Source organism: Streptomyces sp. NPDC007084 (assembly GCF_040703595.1).
Taxonomy (GTDB): Bacteria; Actinomycetota; Actinomycetes; order Streptomycetales; family Streptomycetaceae; genus Streptomyces.
Genome location: NZ_JBEYFY010000003.1, coordinates 70,505 through 89,934 on the forward strand (window position 1 = coordinate 70,505; position 19,430 = coordinate 89,934).

19 protein-coding genes are annotated in these 19,430 nt (G+C 74.4%); 11 read left to right on the forward strand and 8 right to left on the reverse strand.

The genetic code is table 11. The features are described from left to right. The first annotated feature begins 2 nt into the window (after positions 1 to 2). From AB0912_RS03880 to AB0912_RS03910, 7 genes are read left to right on the forward strand one after another with little or no spacing between them, the layout of a single operon-like run. Complete coding sequence (locus AB0912_RS03880; RefSeq protein ID WP_366696336.1) at positions 3 to 1,016, forward strand: LLM class flavin-dependent oxidoreductase; 1,014 nt, start codon at positions 3 to 5, stop codon at positions 1,014 to 1,016. Continuing rightward, positions 1,009 to 2,220: an MFS transporter gene (locus tag AB0912_RS03885; RefSeq protein WP_366696337.1), complete on the forward strand. Its 1,212-nt coding sequence runs from the start codon at positions 1,009 to 1,011 to the stop codon at positions 2,218 to 2,220. Before AB0912_RS03880 ends, AB0912_RS03885 begins: the two co-directional genes overlap by 8 nt. After that, positions 2,217 to 2,825, forward strand: coding sequence for an NAD(P)H-dependent oxidoreductase (locus AB0912_RS03890; protein ID WP_366696338.1), 609 nt, complete (start codon positions 2,217 to 2,219; stop codon positions 2,823 to 2,825). The genes AB0912_RS03885 and AB0912_RS03890 overlap by 4 nt, the downstream gene beginning before the upstream one ends. A gap of 31 nt (positions 2,826 to 2,856) precedes the next feature. Next, complete coding sequence (locus AB0912_RS03895; protein WP_366696339.1) at positions 2,857 to 3,744, forward strand: TIGR03621 family F420-dependent LLM class oxidoreductase; 888 nt, start codon at positions 2,857 to 2,859, stop codon at positions 3,742 to 3,744. 26 nt (positions 3,745 to 3,770) lie between these two features. Continuing rightward, positions 3,771 to 3,974, forward strand: a complete 204-nt coding sequence (locus AB0912_RS03900) for a ferredoxin (protein ID WP_366696542.1) — start codon at positions 3,771 to 3,773, stop codon at positions 3,972 to 3,974. Further along, entirely contained in the window at positions 3,959 to 5,164 is a 1,206-nt protein-coding gene (locus tag AB0912_RS03905; RefSeq protein ID WP_366696340.1) for an FAD-dependent oxidoreductase, read from the forward strand. The genes AB0912_RS03900 and AB0912_RS03905 overlap by 16 nt, the downstream gene beginning before the upstream one ends. A gap of 10 nt (positions 5,165 to 5,174) precedes the next feature. Continuing rightward, positions 5,175 to 6,368, forward strand: coding sequence for a cytochrome P450 (locus tag AB0912_RS03910; RefSeq protein WP_366696341.1), 1,194 nt, complete (start codon positions 5,175 to 5,177; stop codon positions 6,366 to 6,368). A 193-nt stretch (positions 6,369 to 6,561) separates the two neighbouring features. Here AB0912_RS03910 and AB0912_RS03915 read toward each other — a convergent pair whose 3' ends face one another. Next, entirely contained in the window at positions 6,562 to 7,011 is a 450-nt protein-coding gene (locus AB0912_RS03915) for a leucine zipper domain-containing protein (RefSeq protein ID WP_366696342.1), read from the reverse strand. A gap of 13 nt (positions 7,012 to 7,024) precedes the next feature. Then, a complete protein-coding gene (locus AB0912_RS03920) occupies positions 7,025 to 8,497 on the reverse strand; it encodes an MDR family MFS transporter (RefSeq protein WP_366696343.1) in 1,473 nt (490 codons plus the stop codon). A 201-nt stretch (positions 8,498 to 8,698) separates the two neighbouring features. Between AB0912_RS03920 and AB0912_RS03925 the strand changes: the two genes are divergently transcribed. Further along, entirely contained in the window at positions 8,699 to 9,346 is a 648-nt protein-coding gene (locus AB0912_RS03925; protein ID WP_366696344.1) for a TetR/AcrR family transcriptional regulator, read from the forward strand. 3 nt (positions 9,347 to 9,349) lie between these two features. Here the strand turns inward: AB0912_RS03925 and AB0912_RS03930 are convergent, their stop codons facing one another. Beyond that, complete coding sequence (locus AB0912_RS03930; protein ID WP_366696345.1) at positions 9,350 to 10,228, reverse strand: SDR family NAD(P)-dependent oxidoreductase; 879 nt, start codon at positions 10,226 to 10,228, stop codon at positions 9,350 to 9,352. A 189-nt stretch (positions 10,229 to 10,417) separates the two neighbouring features. After that, the gene (locus AB0912_RS03935; RefSeq protein ID WP_366696346.1) at positions 10,418 to 10,846 is read right to left on the reverse strand and encodes a DUF6299 family protein; all 429 of its coding nucleotides are present in this window, start codon (positions 10,844 to 10,846) and stop codon (positions 10,418 to 10,420) included. A gap of 264 nt (positions 10,847 to 11,110) precedes the next feature. Between AB0912_RS03935 and AB0912_RS03940 the strand changes: the two genes are divergently transcribed. Continuing rightward, on the forward strand, positions 11,111 to 11,305 hold the full coding sequence (locus tag AB0912_RS03940) for a DUF5999 family protein (RefSeq protein ID WP_366696347.1): 195 nt from the start codon (positions 11,111 to 11,113) through the stop codon (positions 11,303 to 11,305). A gap of 25 nt (positions 11,306 to 11,330) precedes the next feature. On the opposite strand, the gene AB0912_RS03945 is transcribed toward AB0912_RS03940, so the two are convergent. Then, complete coding sequence (locus tag AB0912_RS03945) at positions 11,331 to 11,765, reverse strand: RidA family protein (protein ID WP_366696348.1); 435 nt, start codon at positions 11,763 to 11,765, stop codon at positions 11,331 to 11,333. Beyond that, a complete protein-coding gene (locus AB0912_RS03950) occupies positions 11,762 to 12,988 on the reverse strand; it encodes an acyl-CoA dehydrogenase family protein (RefSeq protein ID WP_366696349.1) in 1,227 nt (408 codons plus the stop codon). Before AB0912_RS03950 ends, AB0912_RS03945 begins: the two co-directional genes overlap by 4 nt. Positions 12,989 to 13,126: 138 nt before the next feature. On the opposite strand from AB0912_RS03950, the gene AB0912_RS03955 reads away from it, so the two are divergent. Next, positions 13,127 to 14,848, forward strand: coding sequence for an AMP-binding protein (locus AB0912_RS03955; RefSeq protein ID WP_366696350.1), 1,722 nt, complete (start codon positions 13,127 to 13,129; stop codon positions 14,846 to 14,848). A 15-nt stretch (positions 14,849 to 14,863) separates the two neighbouring features. Beyond that, entirely contained in the window at positions 14,864 to 15,706 is an 843-nt protein-coding gene (locus tag AB0912_RS03960; RefSeq protein WP_366696351.1) for a PaaX family transcriptional regulator C-terminal domain-containing protein, read from the forward strand. A 28-nt stretch (positions 15,707 to 15,734) separates the two neighbouring features. On the opposite strand, the gene AB0912_RS03965 is transcribed toward AB0912_RS03960, so the two are convergent. Both AB0912_RS03965 and AB0912_RS03970 read right to left on the reverse strand, forming a co-directional pair. Next, positions 15,735 to 18,182, reverse strand: a complete 2,448-nt coding sequence (locus AB0912_RS03965) for a bifunctional salicylyl-CoA 5-hydroxylase/oxidoreductase (RefSeq protein WP_366696352.1) — start codon at positions 18,180 to 18,182, stop codon at positions 15,735 to 15,737. A gap of 7 nt (positions 18,183 to 18,189) precedes the next feature. Beyond that, positions 18,190 to 19,017, reverse strand: a complete 828-nt coding sequence (locus AB0912_RS03970; RefSeq protein ID WP_366696353.1) for an enoyl-CoA hydratase family protein — start codon at positions 19,015 to 19,017, stop codon at positions 18,190 to 18,192. Positions 19,018 to 19,430: the final 413 nt, after the last annotated feature.

The following is a 19,430-nucleotide window of genomic DNA, read 5'->3' on the forward strand; positions in this document are numbered from 1 at the left end:
CGATGGACGTCGGACTGCTCTTCGACCTGCGCAACCCCCAGGCCTGGCACCGGCCGTGGGCCGACCACTACGCCCGCTCGCTGGAGTACTGCGAGGAGGCCGACCAGCTCGGCGCGGACGGGCTGTGGTTCACCGAGCACCATCTGTTCGAGGACGGCTATCTGCCCCAGCCGCTCACCTTCGCCGCTGCCGCCGCCGCGCGCACCCGCCGGGCGCGGATCGGCACCGCGGTCGTGCTGCCCAACCTCCACCGGCCGGCCCAGCTCGCCGAGGACGCCGCGCTCGTCGACCTGATCAGCGGCGGCCGGCTGGAGATCGGCTTCGGCGCCGGGTACCGGCGCCCCGAGTACCGGCTGTTCGACGCCGACTTCGGCCGCCGGTTCCGCGACGTCGAGGCCAACATCCGCGAGGTGCGCAGGCTGTGGGAGGAGGGCGGCATCACGCCGGGGCCCCTCCAGTCGCCCGTTCCGCTGTGGGGCGGCTTCTACGGGCCGCGCGGGGCCCGTCTCGCCGGCCGGCTCGGCATCGGTCTGCTGAACATCAGCCGGCACACCTTCGGCCCCTACCGCGAGGGGCTAGCCGAGGGCGGCCACGACCCGGACACCGCCCGGGTGTCGGACCTGCTGCCGGTCATCCTCGCGGACGACCCGGAGGCGGCCTGGCCGCGCGTCGCCCCGCACGTGGCCCACCAGATGAACACCTACCAGCAGGGCTCGCTCGAGGGGACCGACCTGCCCCGGCCGCCGCTGCTGACCGCCGACGACTTCCCGCAGCGGCCGGCCGACGACGGCTCCTGGTCGCTGCTGGAGATCCTCACCCCCGAACAGGCCGCCGCGCGCATCCACGAGCGGACGCGGGGGCTGCCGGTCCGTCACCTGATCTTCTGGGCGAGCGTGGCGGGCATGCCGGACGACCTGGTGGTCCGCAACATCGAACTCATCACGGGACGGCTGCCCCGCCTGCTCGCGGAACAGGCCCGGGCGGACAGCGCCACGGCGGCGGCGGGCCGTGGCTGAGCCGGCCCTCGCGCCGGCCCCCGTCCGGGACGGCACCTGGCGGCTGCTCGCGATCCTGTCCGGGAACATGGTGCTCGACGCGATCGAGGTGTCGGTGGTGCTGGTCGCGCTGCCGTCGATCGCGGCCGACCTGGGCCTGTCGGTCTGGGGCGTGCAGTGGCTGATGACCGGGTTCGCCCTCGGCTTCGCGGCCGTCCTGCTCCTCGGTCCGCGCCTCACCGCCCGCTGGGGGCTGCGGCGTTGCTATCTCGGCGCGCTCGTCGTGTTCGCCGCGGCCTCCGTCGTCGGCGGGCTGAGCGGCACGGCGTGGGTGCTGGTCGCCGCGCGCCTCGTCAAGGGCGGCTGCGCGGCCCTGACCGCCCCGGCCGGCCTGGCGCTGATCGCGGCGACCTTTCCCGACGGCCGGCCGCTGCGCCGGGCGGTGTCGCTCTACTCGCTGTTCGGTGCCGCCGGGTTCACCCTCGGCCTGCTGCTGTCCGGGGTGCTGACCCCGGTGAGCTGGCATCTGACGTTCCTCTTCCCCGCCCCCGTCGCCCTGCTGCTGCTCGGGTGGGGCCTGAGGGTGCTGCCGCACACCGAGCGGCGTCCGCCGCCCCGGTTCCCGTGGGAGCTGCTGCGGCACGGCCCGCTGGTGCGCGCCACGCTGGGCGCGGCGACCCTCAACGGCACCTATGCCGCGCTGCTGCTCCTGGTCACCTTCCAGGCCGCCGACCGGTTCGGCTGGGAGCCCTGGCGGCTCGCGCTGGCGCTGCTGCCGGCGTGTGTGCCGCTGGCCCTGTCCGTGCCGTTCGCCGGCCGCCTGACCGGGCGGTTCGGCACGGCGGGGCCCGTCGCGGCCGGCGCCCTCGCGGCACTCGCCGGACAGCTCCTGCTCCTCGCCCGGCCCCGCCCCGGCGCCTATCTGCCGGGGCTGCTGCCCACGCTGCTGCTGGTGGGCCTCGCGTTCGTCCTGTCCTTCGCCGCCCTGAACCTCCAGGCCACCCGGAACATCCCGGCCGCAGCCCGCGGTTCGGCCGTGCCCGTCTACCAGACCGGCGTCCAGCTCGGTGGCGTACTGCTGCTCCCGCCGGTGGGCTTCCTGCTCGCCCACGGCTCCGGTTACCGGCCCGCCCTGCTGGCGATCACCTGCGCCGGAGCGGTGGGAGCGGCCGTCTCGCTCACCGGCCTGCGCACCCCTCCACCCAAGGGAGCGACCCCGTCATGACCACCCAACCTCTGTTCTCCACCGGGCCGTTGAACGTCGCCGTCATCATCGGCAGCATCCGGGAGGGCCGGCTCGGGCCGACCGTCGCCCGCTGGTTCGTCGGCCAGGCGGCCCGCCGCGACGACCTCGCCCTCGACCTGGTCGACCTCGCGGACTACCCGCTGCCCGTGGAGCGGGCGACCCCCGGCGACCCGCCCGACGAGGAGACCGCCGCGCTGCGCGGACGGCTGGCCGAACGGCTCGGCCGGGCCGACGCGTTCGTGGTCGTCACCCCCGAGTACAACAACACGCTGCCCGCCGCCCTGAAGAACGCCATCGACTGGATCTTCGACGAATGGGCGGCCAAACCCGTGGGGTTCGTCTCCTACGGAGGCATGAGCGGCGGTCTGTGGGCCGTCTCCCACCTGCGGCACGTCTTCACCGAACTGCACGCGGTGCCGCTGCGCGAGCAGCTCATCTTCCACCAGGTCTGGGAGCGCTTCGACGGTGACGTCCCGCGCGACGCCGAGGACAGCGAGGTCGCGGCCAAGACCCTGCTCAACCGTCTCGTGTGGTGGGGCGAGGCGCTGCGCGCCGCCCGCGCCGCACGCCCCTACCAGCGCTGATCCGGCGCCGCTTGCGACAGAAGGGTTCACCGTGACCAGCCCGCACACCCGGCCGCTGCGGTTCGGCCTCGTCCTGTTCAGTCCCTCCACCCGCGAGGAGTGGGTGGCCAAGGCCCGCCACGCGGAGAGCCTCGGCTACGACGTCGTGTCCGTCTCCGACCATCTCGGCATGCCCTCCTCGGTGGCGACCCTGGCCCTGCTGGCCGAGGCCACCGAACGGATCCGCCTCGGCACGCTGGTGCTCAACACCGTCTTCTACCAGCCGAAGGTCCTCGCCCGGGACCTCGCCACCGTCGACCACCACGCGGGCGGCCGGGTGGAGATCGGGCTCGGCGCCGGGTACGACAAGGCGCAGTTCGACCGGGCCGGCCTGCCCTGGCTACCGGCCCGGGAACGGGTCGACCACCTGGAGCGCACGCTGCGCGAACTGCGCGAGGTGTTCGCCTCCCCGCATGCCTCGCCGCCGGCCGCGCAGCCCGGCGGGCCGCCGGTCCTGGTCGCGGGCCGCGGGCCGCGGGTCCTGCGGCTGGCGGCCGAGCACGCCGACATCGTCGGCTTCACCGGCACCGTCCCCGTCCCGGACGGCGACGGGCTGCGCCTGGGCGGTCCCGAGGAGATCGCCGCGCGGGTGACGCAGGTGCACGAACTGCTCGGGGACCGGGCCCGCGACGTCGAACTCAACATCCCCGTCCACCGCGTGCTGCCGTCGGCGGCGGGCGGCACGGTCACCGACGTGTGGCAGAACGAACTGCCGCTCAGCGCGGCCGAACTGGCCGAACTGCCCTCCGTGCTCATCGGCTCGGCCCGGGAGTGCGCCCAGCAGGTCCTGGAGCGCCGCCGCCGCTACGGGCTGTCGTACTTCAGTGTGCTGGAGCCCGAGATGGAGGCGTTCGCCAAGGTCATCGAGGAGCTGCGGTGAGCGGCACCGCCGAGCGGCGGGAGTTTCTGGAGATCACGGTCGACCAGGACCGGTGTGTCGCCGCCGGGCACTGTGTGGTCGCCGCGCCGGACGTCTTCGACCAGCGGGAGGAGGACGGCGTGGTCGTCCTCCTCGACCCCAGCCCGCCCGCCGCCGCCCACGGGCCGGTCACCGGGGCCGCGCTGCTGTGCCCGGCGGCGGTCATCCGCGTGGCGTGGGCACCGTCGTGACGGCCGCCCGCGCCGTCGCCGATGTCCTGGTCGTCGGCGCGGCGGCGGCCGGGACCGCCGTCGCCGAGGGTCTGCGCCACGGTGGCTTCCAGGGCTCCGTCACCCTTGTGGACGCCGACCCCGAACTGCCCAGCGACCGGCCGCCGTTGTCGAAGCAGGTGCTCGCCGGCCGCTGGCCGCCCGAGCGGGCCCGGCTGCGTGAGCGCTCCGCGTTCGACGCGCTAGGCATCGACCTGCGGCTGGGCCTGCGGGCCGTCCGGGCCGACCTGCCGGGCCACCGGCTGGCCTTCGCGGACGGCTCCGTGCTCGGCTACCGCACCCTGGTCCTGGCGACCGGGCTGCACGCCCGGCTCTTGCCCGGCCGGCAGCGGCTCGCCGGGGTGCACACCCTGCGCGGCGCGGACGACAGCCGGCGGCTGCGCGCCGATCTGGCCTCGGCCCGTTCGGTCGTGGTGGTCGGCGCGGGGGTCCTCGGCTGCGAGATCGCGGCGACCGCGCGCTCCCTGGGCCCGGACGTCACTCTCGTGGAACCGGCGCCCGGCCCCATGGAACGCCTCCTCGGTCCCGGACTCGGCGCCCACATAGCCGACTTGCACACCGGACACGGCGTCCGGCTGCTCACCTCCACCACCGTGGCCGGACTGGTCGCGGAGGCCGGGCGGGTGACCGGCGTGCGGACCGGGACCGGCGAGGTGCTGCGCGCGGACACGGTGGCCGTCGCGGTCGGCGGCAGGCCCGCCACGGACTGGCTGACCGGCAGCGGCCTCACCCTCGACGACGGCGTGGTCTGCGACGCCCGCTGCCGGGCCGCCGAGGACGTGTACGCGGTCGGCGACATCGCCCGCTTCGGCGCCGGGCCGGGGCGCGGGGTCCGGCTGGAGAACCGTACGAACGCCACCGAACAGGGCCTGTACGTGGCCGCCGAACTGCTCGGCGCCGCGCAGGGCCCCTACCGGCCCGTGCCCTACGTGTGGTCCGACCAGTACGGGGTGCGCGTCCAGGTGTACGGCTCGGTGCCGGCCTCGGCCGCCGTCCGGATCGCCGAGGGGTCGGTGGCGGACCGCCGGTTCGTCGCCCACGCCGAGGTGTCCGGGCGGCTGGTCGGTGTCGTCGGCTGGAACAGCCCCGGCCGTGTCCGTACCGCGCGCGCCCTGCTCGACGGTGTCCCGTCCGCCCTGTCCGCCCTTTGAGAGGAGACCGATGACCTCCGCCGTACCGATGCCGCACAACCGGCGTCCGGCCCGCTGCCCCTTCCGGCCCGATCCCGATCTCGAACGGCTGCGGGACACGCCCGAGCTGCCCCGCGTCCCGACCTCCAATCCTCAACTCGGCACGTTCGACGCCGTGTTGGTGACCCGCTTCGAGGAGGTGCGCCAGGCGCTCGCCGATCCCCGGCTGGAGGCCGGGTTCGCCTTCGACCGCACCGGCCCGCGCACGGTGATGAACCAGCCCGGGATCCTCCTCAACTACGACGGCGCCGAGCACACCCGCTACCGCCGCATGCTGTCGGGCGCGTTCACGGTCAGGCGGGTCCGCTCGCTGGCGCCGGCGATCCACCGGGTGGTCGAGGAGCGGCTGGACGCCCTCGAAGCGGCCGGTCCCGGCAGCGATCTGATCGAGGCATTCGCCGGTCCCGTTCCGCTGCTGGCCATCTGCGAACTCCTCGGCATCCCCGCCGAGGACCGCGACGGCATCCGGCGGCGCAGCGCCACCGGCACGGATGCCGCCAACTCGCTGGAGACCCAGTTGGAGAACTTCGCCGCGATGGCCGCCTACATGGGCGAGCTGGTCCGGCGGCAGCGCGAGCACCCCGGGGACGACATCCTCGGCGACCTGATCCGCCGGCACGGCGACGAGCTGAGCAACGACGAGCTGGTCGGCATGGGCAACAGCATCCTGGTCGCCGGGCACGAGACGGTGACCAGCATGATCGGGCTGAGCACGCTGGCCCTGCTGCGCGACCCGGAGCAGTTCGCGCTGGTCCGGGACGACGACACGCTCACCGCCGGCGCCGTCGAGGAACTGCTGAGGCTGCTCGCGGTGGCGCCGCCGCTGGTACGGCAGGCGGGCGCCGATCTGGATCTCGGTGGGCACCCGGTGAAGGCCGGCGAACGCGTCCTGCTGTCCACCCTCGCCGCCCATCACGGCACGGATCTGGTGACCGGCGATCCCGGCCGCCTCGACGTACGCCGCACCCCGGGGGCACATCTGGCGTTCGGCTACGGCGCCCACCAGTGCATCGGGCAGCAGCTCGCCCGGCTGGAACTCCAGATCGCGCTCCCCGCCCTGCTACGGCGCTTCCCCGGCCTGCGGCCCGCCGTCGGCTTCGACAGCGTGGAGTACCGGGACGACGCCCTGGTGTTCGGGGTGTCCCGGCTGCCGGTTACCTGGTAGCGGGCGGTACGGGGCGGGCGGGGCGGCTGCGGTCGCTACGGCGGCGGGCGGGGCGGCCGGGCTCGTACGAGGTGAGGCGGCCGGGCTCGTACGGCAGCGGGTGGGGCGGCCGGCAAGGTCGCCCCACCCGTTCAGGCGCGCGCCGAGCCCTTCAGGCGCCCGGCCGCCCGGCCGCCCCGGCCGCCCCGGCCGCTCAGCCGCCGGGCCGTCCGTTCGGCACCGCACCCGCACCCGCCCCCACACCCACGCTCGCAGCCGCGTTCGCAGCCGCGTTCGCACCGGCCCCCAGCAGGCCGTGGCGGCGCAGGATCGCGTGGACGGTCGACACCGCCGGGACGCCAGGCACCTCGCGTCGCAGCAGTTCGTTGTGGATCCGCTGGGCGCCCCAGCGGGGCTGCGCGGCGCGGATCTGGACGACGAGCGACTCGATGGTCCGGGCGGTGCGCCGGGGGGAGTTCTTCGGGCGGCGCGAGCGGGGCGCGAGTCCGGCGGGCCCCTCCGCGCGATAGCGGGCGAGATAGACGTAGTACGTCTTGCGGGAGATGCCGTGCCGGCGACAGACCTCCGCCACGGTCAACCGGTCCCGCTCGGGCGCCAGCAGGATGTCCATCCACTGCTCGGACAGGGCTCTCACCTCTTCCACGACTTCACCCGGTTCACGGCCGGCCGGTGTTCCCCTCGGAACCGACGTCCGCCGTGGGCCGCTCGACGTCCGGGTCGGCGGGCGACTGCGGCGCGGCGGCGGGCGTCCGTCCCGGCACGAACAGGCAGGCGACGATCATGACGGCGAGCGCGGTCGCCACCGCCAGGTACGCGGCGTGGAAGCCCGACCCGGGATCGGCGCCCGCGTGCTGCATGAGCAGGGCGACCAGCGCGATGCCGATCGAGGCGCCCAACTGGTTGAGCATGTAGAGCACGGAACTGCCCTGCGGGACCAGCGCGGCGGGCAGCGTCCGGTAGACCGAGCCGATCACCGGCGCTCCCGCCGAGCCCGTGCCGACGCCGAGGGTGAACGCCGCGAGCAGCGGCCACAGTTCGGCGGTCTGGGCGTCGAACCGGCTGAACGCCAGCGAGCTGAGCAGCGCGATCGCGGCGCCGGTCATGGCCAGGCTCCGCGAGCCGAGCCGGTCGGACAGCCGGCCGGCGAGCGGCATCACCAGCGCGGAGCCGACGCCAAAGGGCGCGAGGCGCAGCCCGGACTCGAACACGCCGAGCCCGCGCACCTGTTGGTAATAGAGCGGGATCACGAAGATGCTCGCGAAGGTGGCGAGGCCCAGCACCGCGGCGGCGACGACGCTGGCGCTGAAGCTGCGCCGGGTGAACAGCCTGAGGTCGATCAGCGGCGGGGTCTGCCCGACCCGCAGCGCGTGGGCCGCGTACCCGGCGAGCAGGGCGGCGGCGAGGCCGAGCGGCAGCAGCACCTGCCAGGTGACGAACGAGCCGCGCTGGGCGACCTCGGAGAGCGCGAGGACGCCCGCCGCCGCGCCGGGGCCGATCAGCGCGAAGCCGACGACGTCGAGCCGGCCGGCCGCGCCGAGCGCCTCGGGCGGGTCGGCGGGCAGGGTGCGGCGGGCCAGCACGAAGGCGACGATCACGATCGGGACGTTGACGAAGAACATCCAGCGCCAGTCCAGCCCCTGGAGCAGGGCGCCCCCGACGATCGGGCCGAGGACGGGTCCGGTCGAGCCGACGATGCCCATGACGCCCATCACCCGGCCGATCCGGGCGGGACCGGCGGCGCGGGCCAGCAGGGTGAGCATCAGCGGGTCGAGGATGCCGGCGCCGAAGCCCTGCACGACCCGGAAGAGGATCAGGCTGCCGATGTTCCAGGCCAGTCCCGAGGCGACGGATCCGGCCATGAACAGCACCAGCCCGGACAGCCACAGCCGCCGGCCGCCGATCCGCTCCACGGCCCAGGCGGTGACGGGGATGGTGACGGTCAGCGCGAGGAGATATCCCGTGGACACCCAGCCGGTGGTGCTCAGCGAGGCGTGGAAGCGGGAGGACAGCGTGTCCACGGCGACGGCGGTCATGGACCCGTCGAGGATCCCCATGATCCCGCCGATCAGGATCACGCCGATCATCCGCCGTAACGCGGGATCGAGGCTGTCGTGCGCGGGGGCGGTCATCTGAAGTCTCCCAGGGGGTGCGCGAACTGAGGTCGGGGGCCCGTGCCGGCCCGGCGGGTCCGGTACGGGCCTCACTGAACCGGCGGGTTCAATACTGAACCAGCGGGTTCAATTTATCAATCCCGTCGGTAGAGACCCGGCCGGGTTCAGGGGACTGGTTCCGCCGGTTCGTTCGAAGGCGCGGGCGACTACCCTGGAGGCATGACATCAGCAGCGACAACGGCGGCACCGGCCTCCTCACGCGGGCGTCTGGACAAGCGGCGCGCGATCCTGGAGGCGGCCTTCGACGTCTTCGCCGAGCGCGGCTACATGCAGGCACTCGTCCAGGAGATCGCCGAGCGGGCGGGCGTCGCCAAGCCGACGGTCTACAACCACTTCGCGGACAAGGAGACCCTGTTCCGGGCGACCCTGACCGCCACGGCGCAGACGGTCATGGACGCCAACATCGCCGTGCTCGACCGGATGCGCTCGCCCGGCGACGATCTGCGCGCGACGCTGGAGGGCGTGGCCTACCAGCTGGTCCGGTCCTGTTGCGACAGACGCTCCCGTTCCCTGCGCTGGCTGACCTACGCGCAGGTGGCCCGCTTCCCCGACCTCATCGAGGCGGTGCAGGGCTGTACGTCCGTCCGGGTCGCCGAGGCGATGGCCGACCGGCTCGCCCGCCTGACCGTCTCCGGCCATCTGCGCCCCTGCGATCCGGCCGTCGCCGCCGAGCAACTGCTCGCCCTCGTCACCGGCCCGCTGGAGACCCGCTCCCGGCTGGGCACGCGCAAGGTGACCACCGCCGAGATGCGGGCGCTGGCCCGCTCGGCGGTCGACACCTTCCTGCGCGCCTACGCCGCCGGCTGAACCTCAGCGGCGGGCGCCGTCCGCCCCGTCGGCCGCCGCTCGGTGCCGGGCCAGGAAGTCCGCCGTGAACGCGTCCAGCCGGTGCGCGGCGGCGGCGTCGAAGTCCTTGGTGTCCACGGGCAGTTCGCGTCCTTCGACGAAGGCGCTCAGCGGCCGTGGCGGAGGGGTGTCCAGCGCGTCCCGCACGGGTCCCAGGGCCTCGGAGACCGGTTTGGCGGTGCGCTGGAGTTCCCGGATGTACCGGAGGGTGGGCTCGTCGTACTGTCCGGAGATGCCGGTCCGGGTCGCCCCGGGGTGGATGAGGACATAGCGCAGTCCGGCGCCGCCGTACCGCTCGGCGGAGGAGACGCCCAGCAGGTCGTTGAGCTTGCCGCCCTGTCCGAGGGCCGCCCCGCCCTGGTAGTCCGCCCGGAACTCCAGGTCGTCCCAGCGGACCAGGCCGAGATCAGCGCCCGGCCCGGCCACGTTGACGACTACCGGCCGGTCGGCCCGCAGCAGCGCGGGAGCTAGCCCGTGGCCGAGCACGTACCGGCTGAGATAGAAGTGCGCGAAGGTCTCCTCGATGCCCTCGGCGGTCTCCGCCCGGTCGGAACGGTAGTGCCGGGCGCACAGGACCAGCGCGTCGATCACCGGGAACCCGGCCAGGGCCTCCAGCACCCGTTCGTTGTCGGCGAGCAGGCCCAGATCGGCGCGTACGAAGAAGGCCCGCTCCCCGGCGCCGAGTTGGCGGGCCCGCCGGCGGAACGCCTCGCCCTTGCCGGCGTTCCGCGCGACGACCACCACCGTGTCGCCGCGCTCCAGCAGCTCGTCGGCGAGCGCGCGGCCGATGCCGTCGGTACCTCCGGTGATCACCACGGTCCTGCCCGGCCGCGATCCTGGCACGTCTCCTCCTCCACCCGGCGCGGCACCGCGCGCCGCCGTGATGCCGCCTGGACGTCCAGAGTCGCATCCCCGGCGGGCGGTTCGTGGCCGTTCGCGTCCACCCGCCGGTCCTGCGCGGCGCGCCGGTCTCGCCCGCCCGGCGGGACCGGCGCCGCGCTTCTCGCCCGGTCGCCCGGGATGCTCAGCCGCTCAGCCCTGGGTGACCGTGACGTCCTGCCGGCGGCTCGCGTGGAAGGTGGGGAGCGGCAGGCCGGTGCCGGCCAGCTCCAGCAGGGTGGCCTCGACGTGCGCGGCGCCCGGGACCAGGGTGCCCGCCTCGCGCTTCTCGGTGTTGGTCCAGCGGTGCTCGGCGCCGTCGCAGACCGCGGAGGAGCCGCCGATGCCCTGCTTGACCCGGGGGTCGCCCTGGGACACCGACGAGGACACGAACACGGGTCCGGAGGCGGCGGCGCAGCGGTAGGTGCCGGAGAGAGTGATGGTGCCGTCGGCGGCGACCGTGGCCGTCGGGTCGACGGTCACCTCGTCGAGCGCGGCGGACCGGGCGACGGCGGAGGGGGCGAGCAGCAGCAACAGGGCCGCGGCGGCGGCCGTACCGAGGGTCTGGCGGACGAACAGCATGGGGATACCTCCTGGAACGGGGCCCGCTGAGGGCCCGGGAAAGAGCGCTCAACAGGTACCGGTCCGGCGCCCCCGAACCGGTGATCATCACCCCATTGGTGGCGAGTTGACCACACCCGTCGCGGCCGCGTCCGGGAGTTGTCCCCGTCCTGTCACGCTTGACGACCGGGTGTTCCGGTGCGTTCTCCGGGCGCGCATGGTCTGGGTATGCGAGGGCGACGACAACACCGCCGGCGCTCCCCGCATCCGACGTGGAGGTGCGCCATGTGTTCTCACCAGTCTTCCTGCCCGGCCCTGGACTCCGTCGCCCCGCACATCGTCTCGGCCCATCCCGAGCAGGGCTGGCACCTTCTGTGCGACGGCGTGATCGTCTTCGACGACAGTGGTGAACTGCGCCCCGACGGCAGCGTGGTCGCTCCGCATCGGGTGTTCGCCGAGCGGCTCGTCACCGCCGCCTGACCCACGCTCGGTCCTTGGCGCGGGGCTACGGGAGCACGGCGAAGCCGTCGAGTTCGACCAGGGCTTGTTCGTCCCACAGGCGGGTGACGCCGACGACGGCCATCGCCGGGTAGTCGCGGCCCGCCAACCGGTGCCAGATCCGGCCGAGTTCGGGGGCGTTGAGCCGGTAGTCGGCGACGTCCGTGGCGTAGACGGTGACCCGGGCGAGGTCGGCCGGAGTGCCGCCCGTCGCGCGCAGCGCGGTCAGCAGGTTCGTCAGCGCCCGCTCGAACTGGAGCGGCAGGGTCTGCCCCGCCACCTTTCCGTCGCCGTCGAGCGCGGTCTGCCCGGCCAGGAAGACGAGCCGGGAGCCGGTGGCCACGACGGCGTGGGAGAAGCCGGTCGGCGGCGACAGCTCGGGCGGATTGACGCGCTCGGATCGCCGGCCGCGCTCGGGCGGATCGACGTGCTCGGCGGTCATGCGGGCTCCGTTCCCGGGGCGGCGCTCATACGGTCTCCGGTCCCGGGGCCGTTCCCGTTCCGGCCCTGTCCCGCTCCCGTTGCGGGTCCGGCTGTCGGCGTCGGCGCCGCCTCGCGGTACAACTCCCTTGCGATGACGGCCCGTTGGACCTCGCTGGCGCCCTCGTAGATCCGCGGCGCCCGCACCTCGCGGTAGAGGTGTTCGAGGAGGTGGCCGCGTTCCAGGGCGCGCGCTCCGTGGAGCTGGACGGCGGCGTCGACGACGTACTGGGCCGTCTCGGTGGCGAGGAGCTTGGCCATCGCGGCGCGGCGGGGGACGCCGGTGGCCCCGGAGTCGTGGGCGGTCGCCGCCGCGTAGACCATGAGGCGGGCCGCCTCGGTGCGCAGGGCCATCTCGGCGACCTGGTGGGAGACGGTCTGGAGGTCCTTCAGGGGGCCGCCGAACGCGGTGCGCCGCGCGGTGTGGGCGAGGGTGGCGTCGAGGGCGGCCTGCGCCATGCCGACGGCGAACGCGCCGACGCTGGGCCGGAAGAGGTCGAGGGTGGCCATGGCGACCCGGAAACCGTGGCCGACCTCGCCGAGGACGTCGTCCGGGGTGACGGGGACGTGGTCGAAGGCGAGGGCGCCCACCGGGTGCGGCGAGAGCAGGTCGAGGGGGGTCCCGGTGAGGCCGGGGCGGTCGGCCGGGACGAGGAACGCGGTGACTCCGCGCGCTCCGGGGGCGGGTCCGGTCCGCGCGAAGACGGTGTAGAGGTCGGCCTCGGGGGCGTTGGAGATCCAGCACTTCTCGCCGGTGAGCAGCCAGCCGCCCGAGCCGTCCTCGTCGGCGCGCAGGGTCAGCGCGGCGGCGTCGGAGCCGGCGCCGGGCTCGCTCAGCGCGAAGGCGGCCACCGCCTCGCCGTCCGCCACCCGGGGCAGCCAGTGCTCGCGCTGGGCGGCGGTGCCGTGGGTGTGGACGGGATGGGCGCCGAGCCCCTGGAGGGCGAGCGCGGTCTCGGCCTCGGTGCAGACCTGGGCGAGCGACTCGCGCATCAGACAGAGGTCGAGGGCGCCGGAGGTGAACAAGCGGGCGAGCAGGCCGAGTCGGCCGAGTTCGGCGACCAGCGGGCGGTTGACGCGGCCCGGCTCGCCCTTGTCGGCGAGGGGACGCAGATGGTCGGCGGCCAGGGCGCGCAGCTCGGCGCACCAGGCGGTCTGTCCTGGTTCAAGTGAGAATGCGGTCATGGCCGGTCCCTCTCCCCGTCGGACACCGTCCCACGTTATCGCGAACAGTTGACTGTCGTCACCGACACGATACGCTCCTTGGGCGAGCCCACCAGGACGCCCAAGAGGCAGCCCACGAAGGCAAGGGGGCGAACGGCCATGCATCCCGTGGATCCCGCGGACCCGTCGGCGCCGGCCCACCCGGCCCCCGCCCGACCCGCCGCCCCACCCCCGTACTCGGCCCACGTCGACACCTTCGCGCGTGACCATCTCCCGCCCCCGGACCAGTGGCCCGAGTTGTGCTTCGGTCTGCCGGGGCTGCGTTACCCCGAGCGGCTGAACTGTGCCGCCGAGCTGCTCGCCGGGCCCGACCCCGGGCGCCCCGCCTTCCGTACGCCGTCCGGGCCGCCCTGGTCGTACGGGGACCTGCGCGAGCGGGTCGACCGGATCGCCCATGTCCTCACCGGCGAGCTGGCCGTGGTCCCGGGCAACCGGGTGCTGCTGCGCGGACCCACCACGCCGTGGCTGGCCGCGTGCTGGCTGGCGGTGCTGAAGGCGGGCGCCGTCGCGGTCACCGTTCTCGCGCAGCAGCGGGCGCACGAGCTGCGGACCATCTGCGGGATCGCCCGGGTGACGCACGCGCTGTGCGATCTGCGCTCGGTCGACGACCTGGAGCGCGCGGGCGTCGACGGGCTGCGGATCACCCCGTACGGCGGTGACGCGCCGGACGATCTGCTGCTGCGCATCACCGGCGCGCCCGCCGAGCCCTTCGAGCCGGCGGACACGGCCGCCGACGACGTGGCGCTGATCGCCTTCACCTCGGGCACCACCGGCCGGCCCAAGGGCTGTGCGCACTTCCACCGGGATCTGCTCGCTACGGCGGACACCTTCTCCGAGCACGTGCTGCGCCCGCGCGCGGACGACGTGTTCGCGGGCAGCCCCCCGCTGGGCTTCACCTTCGGACTCGGCGGTCTGGTCGTCTTCCCGCTGCGCGCGGGCGCCAGTGCGCTGCTGCTCGAACAGGCGGGCCCTGGGCAGTTGTTGCCCGCGATCGCCGAGCACCGCGTGTCCGTGCTGTTCACCGCGCCGACGGCCTACCGGACGATGCTGGCGGACCTGGACGGCCACGACACCGGTTCGCTGCGGCGCTGTGTGTCGGCGGGCGAGAACCTGCCGGCCGCGACCTGGCGGGACTGGTACGAGCGCACGGGGCTGCGCATCATCAACGGCATCGGCGCGACCGAACTGCTGCACATCTTCATCTCCGCCGCCGACGGGGACATCCGCCCCGGCACGACCGGGCTGCCGGTGCCCGGCTGGCAGGCGCGGGTGATCGGCGCCGACGGGAGACCGGCGGCGGACGGCGAGCCGGGGCTGCTCGCGGTGCGCGGCCCGGTCGGCTGCCGCTATCTCGCGGACCCCCGGCAGCGGGAGTACGTGCGGGACGGCTGGAACATCACCGGCGACACCTATGTCCGCGACCCCGACGGCTACTTCCGTTATGTGGCCCGCGCCGACGACATGATCATCTCGGCGGGGTACAACATCGCGGGCCCGGAGGTCGAGGAAGCGCTGCTGCGGCACCCGGACGTGGTCGAGACGGCGGTCGTCGGGCGGCCCGACGCGGCACGCGGCCAGGTCGTGGTGGCCCATGTGGTGCTCAGGGAGGGCGCCGCCCGGGACCCGGAGGCGCTGCGCGTCTTCCTGAAGGCCGAGCTGGCGCCGTACAAGTGCCCGCGCGAGATCGTCTTCCTCGACGCCCTGCCGCGCACCGCCACGGGCAAGCTCCAGCGGTTCCTGCTGCGCGCCGCGCCCTTCGCTGACGCACCGTCACCGGACGCACCGGAGGGTGATACGTCCTCCCGGCCCGGCCCCAAGTGATCTTCGAGCACTAGAGTGATCACCGTGTCAGAGCACCACGCACCCCGGTCCCTCATCGTCACGTTCTACGGCGCCTACGGCCGCTTCATGCCCGGTCCGGTGCCGGTGGCCGAGCTGATCCGGCTGCTCGCGGCGGTCGGCGTGGACGCGCCCTCCGTACGTTCCTCGGTGTCCCGGCTCAAGCGGCGTGGGCTGCTGGAACCGGCGCGCACGGCCGGGGGCGCGGCGGGGTACGCGCTGTCGTCGGACGCCAGGCAACTGCTGGAGGACGGCGACCGCCGGGTGTACGCGTCGACCGCGCCCGAGGACGAGGGCTGGGTGCTCGCGGTCTTCTCGGTGCCCGAGTCGGAGCGGCAGAAGCGGCACGTCCTGCGCTCGCGGCTGGCCGGTCTCGGTTTCGGCACGGCGGCCCCCGGGGTGTGGCTCGCCCCGGCCCGGCTGCACCAGGAGACCCGGCACACCCTGGAGCGGCTGGGCCTCGACCCGTACGTGGAGCTGTTCCGCGGCGAGCATCTGGGGTTCGCGGCGACGGCGGAGGCGGTCGCCCGCTGGTGGGACCTGGCCGCGATCGCCAAGGAGCACGAGGCCTTCCTCGCCGAGCACGAGCCGGTCCTGCGGGCCTGGGAGCACCGCGTGGACACACCGCACGAGGACGCCTACCGCGACTATCTCCTCGCCCTCGACTCCTGGCGCCACCTCCCCTACGCCGATCCGGGGCTGCCCCCGGCCCTGCTCCCCGACGACTGGCCGGGCTCGCGCTCGGCCCGGGTCTTCGAGGCGCTGCACGCCCGGCTGCGGGACGCGGGCGCCGAGTTCGCCGGCGTCTCGCCGGGCTCGGGGCACCCCGAGCCCCAGTGACACCGGCCGTCTGCCGCCCCGGCCCGCCTCATCTCCCGAGCGTAAGGCGGGGTTTGGGCGCGTCCGCGCGGCCGGTCTGCGGGCGCCGGCTGCCCGCGCGGTAGGGCTCCGGCCATGTGACGCCCGGCCCCTCGTAGCCCTGTTCGGCCGCCGCGTGCAGGGTCCAGTTCGGGTCGTAGAGGTGCGGTCGCGCGAGGGCGCACAGGTCCGTACGGCCCGCGAGGATCAGGGAGTTGACGTCGTCCCAGGAGGAGATCGCGCCGACGGCGATCACCGGGACGCCGGCCTCGTGCCGGATCCGGTCGGCGAACGGCGTCTGGTAGGAGCGGCCGTACGCGGGCTGTTCGTCCGCCACCACCTGGCCGGTCGACACGTCGATCGCGTCGGCGCCGTGCGCCGCGAAGGCCCGGGCGACGGCCACCGCGTCGTCCCCGGTGGTGCCGCCCTCGGCCCAGTCCGTGGCGGAGATCCGCACGGTCATCGGCCGCTCCTGCGGCCACACGGCCCGTACCGCGTCGAACACTTCGAGCGGGAACCGCAGCCGCTTCTCCAGCGAACCGCCGTAGCCGTCGGTGCGCCGGTTGGTCAGCGGTGAGAGAAAGCCGGAGAGCAAGTAGCCGTGGGCGCAGTGCAGTTCGAGGAGGTCGAAGCCGCAACGCGCGGCACGGCGGGCGGCCTCGGTGAACTGCTGGCGCAGATCGGTGAGTTGGGCCCGCGACAGCTCGCGGGGGGTCTGGCTGTCCGGGCGGTACGGGAGCGGGGAGGCCGCCACGAGCGGCCAGTTGCCGTCGGGCAGGGGTTCGTCGATGCCCTCCCACATCAGCCGGGTCGAGCCCTTGCGGCCCGCGTGTCCGAGCTGGACGCCGATCGCGGTGCCGGGCGCCTGCCGGTGGGTGAAGTCCACGATCCGCCGCCACGCCACGGCCTGCCGGGGTGTCTGGAGCGTCGCGCAGCCCGGCGTGATCCGGCCCTCGGCGCTGACGCACACCATCTCGGTCATCACCAGCCCGGCACCGCCGAGGGCGCGCGCCCCCAGGTGGACGAGGTGGAAGTCGCCGGGCACGCCGTCCCGCGCCGAGTACATGTCCATCGGCGAGACCACGACCCGGTTGCGCAGGGTCAGACCGCGCAGCCGGAACGGGGTGAACATCGGCGGGGTGCCGGGCGGGCAGCCGAACTCCCGCTCCACGGCGGCCACGAAGCACGGGTCGCGCAGCCGCAGGTTGTCGTGGGTGACCCGGCGGCTGCGGGTGAGCAGGTTGAAGGCGAACTGCCGTGCGGGCAGGCCGAGATGACGGTCGATGTTCTCGAACCACTCCAGACTGGCGCGGGCGGCCCGCTGGGTGGAGGCGACGACGGGGCGCCGCTCCTCCTCGTAGGCGGTCAGCGCCCGGTCGAGCGTGGGCTGCTCCTCCAGGCAGGCGGCCAGGGCGAGCGCGTCCTCGACGGCGAGCTTGGTGCCGGAGCCGATGGAGAAGTGCGCGGTGTGCGCGGCGTCGCCGAGGAGCACCAGGTTCCGGTGCGACCAGCGGGCGTTGACGACCGTACGGAAGCGCGTCCACGCCGAGTCGTTGGAGACGAGCGGCCGTCCGCCGAGCGCGTCCGCGAAGATCTTCCCGCACCGCTCGACGGACTCGCTCACGTCGAGGTCCGCGAACCCCGCCGCCCGCCAGACCTCTTCGCGCATCTCCACGATGACGGTCGAGGCGTCGAGCCCGTAGGGGTAGCCGTGGAGCTGCGTCACGCCGTGTTCGGTCTCGGCGATCTCGAAGCGGAAGGCGTCGAAGGCGAAGTCGGCGGCCAGCCAGATGTAGCGGCAGCGGTGCTCCTCGACGGACGGCCGGAACACCTCCTTATGGGCGGCGCGGGTGGGGCTGCGCACACCGTCGGCGGCCACCACCAGGTCGTACGAGGCCATCAGGTCGGCCACGGGCGGGGCCTCGGACCCGAAGCGCAGGTCGACGCCGAGGGAGCGGCAGCGTTCACGCAGGACCGCGAGGAGCCGGCGGCGGCCGAGCGCGGCGAAGCCGTGGCCGCCCGAGGTGTGCCGGACGCCCCGGTGCACGATGTCGATGTCGTCCCAGCGGACGAACTCCTCGCGCAGCGCCGCGTAGACCACCGGGTCGGCGTGTTCGATGCCGCCCAGGGTCTCGTCGGACAGGACGACACCGAAGCCGAAGGTGTCGTCGGGGGCGTTGCGCTCCCAGAGGGTGATCTCGCGGGCCGGGTCGAGCCGTTTGAGCAGGGCCGCGGCGTAGAGGCCGCCGGGTCCGCCGCCGATCACCGCGACACGTGCCGCCGCCGGGCCTGACTGCCGACCGCGCGGGGCGCCCGCGCCACCGGCGTCCGCCGTACCGCAGTCCACCGCGCCGGAGTCCACCGCGCCGGCGTCCGCTCTTCCGGCGTCGGCGGTTCCCGTGTCCGCGGTCCGGCCGCCGGGTCCGTCGGGCCTGTCGGGCCTGTCGTCCGTGGGCATCGGCCGGTCACCTCCCCCGCCACTTCAGGGCCCGCTTCTCGGTGAAGGCGGCGTGGAACTCGGCGTAGTCCTCGCCGTTCATCAGGAGGGCCTGGGTCGCGGCGTCCAGTTCGACGGCGGCGGCCAGCGGCATGTCCAGTTCGGCGGTGAGCAGCGCCTTGGTCTGGGCGTACGCGAGGGCGGGGCCCCCGGCGAGCCGGCGGGCCAGCGCCAGCGCGGCCTGGTCGGCGTGCCCCTCGTCGGTGAGTTCGCTGATCAGGCCGATGCGCTCGGCCTCGGGCGCGCGCACCGGTTCGCCGAGCATCAGCAGCCGGGTGGCGTGGCCGAGGCCGACCACCCGGGGCAGCAGATAGGCGGCGCCCATGTCGCCGCCGGACAGGCCGACGCGGGTGAAGAGGAAGGCGAACCGGGCGCTCGGGTCGGCGACCCGGAAGTCGGCGGCCAGGGCGAGCACGGCTCCGGCGCCGGCCGCGACGCCGTGCACCGCCGCGATCACCGGGAACGGGCACTCCCGCACGGCGCGGACCACCTGCCCGGTCATCCGGTTGAAGTCGAGCAGCTGGGCGGTGTCCATGGCGAGGGTCGCGCCGATGATCTCGTCCACATCGCCGCCGGAACAGAATCCGCGCCCCTCCCCGGCCAGGACCAGGGCGCGGACGGAGCGCTCCCGGGACAGCTCGGCGAGCAGGTCGCGCAGGTCGGCGTAGGCGCCGAAGGTGAGCGCGTTGAGCTTCTCGGGGCGGGCCAGGGTGACCGTGGCGACGCCGTCGGCCACCTCGTGGCGAAGGTGCTCCCAGCGCGGGGTGCGGGCGGCGGAGCCGGTGAAGGGACTCATGACGTGCGGCCTCCTCGGGCGGGGGCGACGCTGCGACTGCCCTCCGAAGTTATCACCTATCTGTGACTGTCGTCACGAGTGCGCGATAGCACGGCGGGTACGCGTCGGCCCCGGGGCCGGGGCCCGAGGGGCGGCGGGGACGGGCGGGCCCGGAAGGGACGCGGGAGGAGTCCGGGCGCCGGTCACCGCGTCACGGATCTTCGATAGCCGTGTAACGGCGGGAGCACACACGGGAGGGCGCCCGTCTCCCTGGGTACACAGGCCGGTGAGCCACGGCCCCGGACGGGCCGGTGCGCACACGGGCCCGCACGATTCAGTGAGCACACGGGCCGGTGTCGCGCAGGCCCGTGAAACACACGCCGGCGGGGCGCGCGACCCCTCGACCGGACCGCACGCGCCGGAAGGAGTCACGG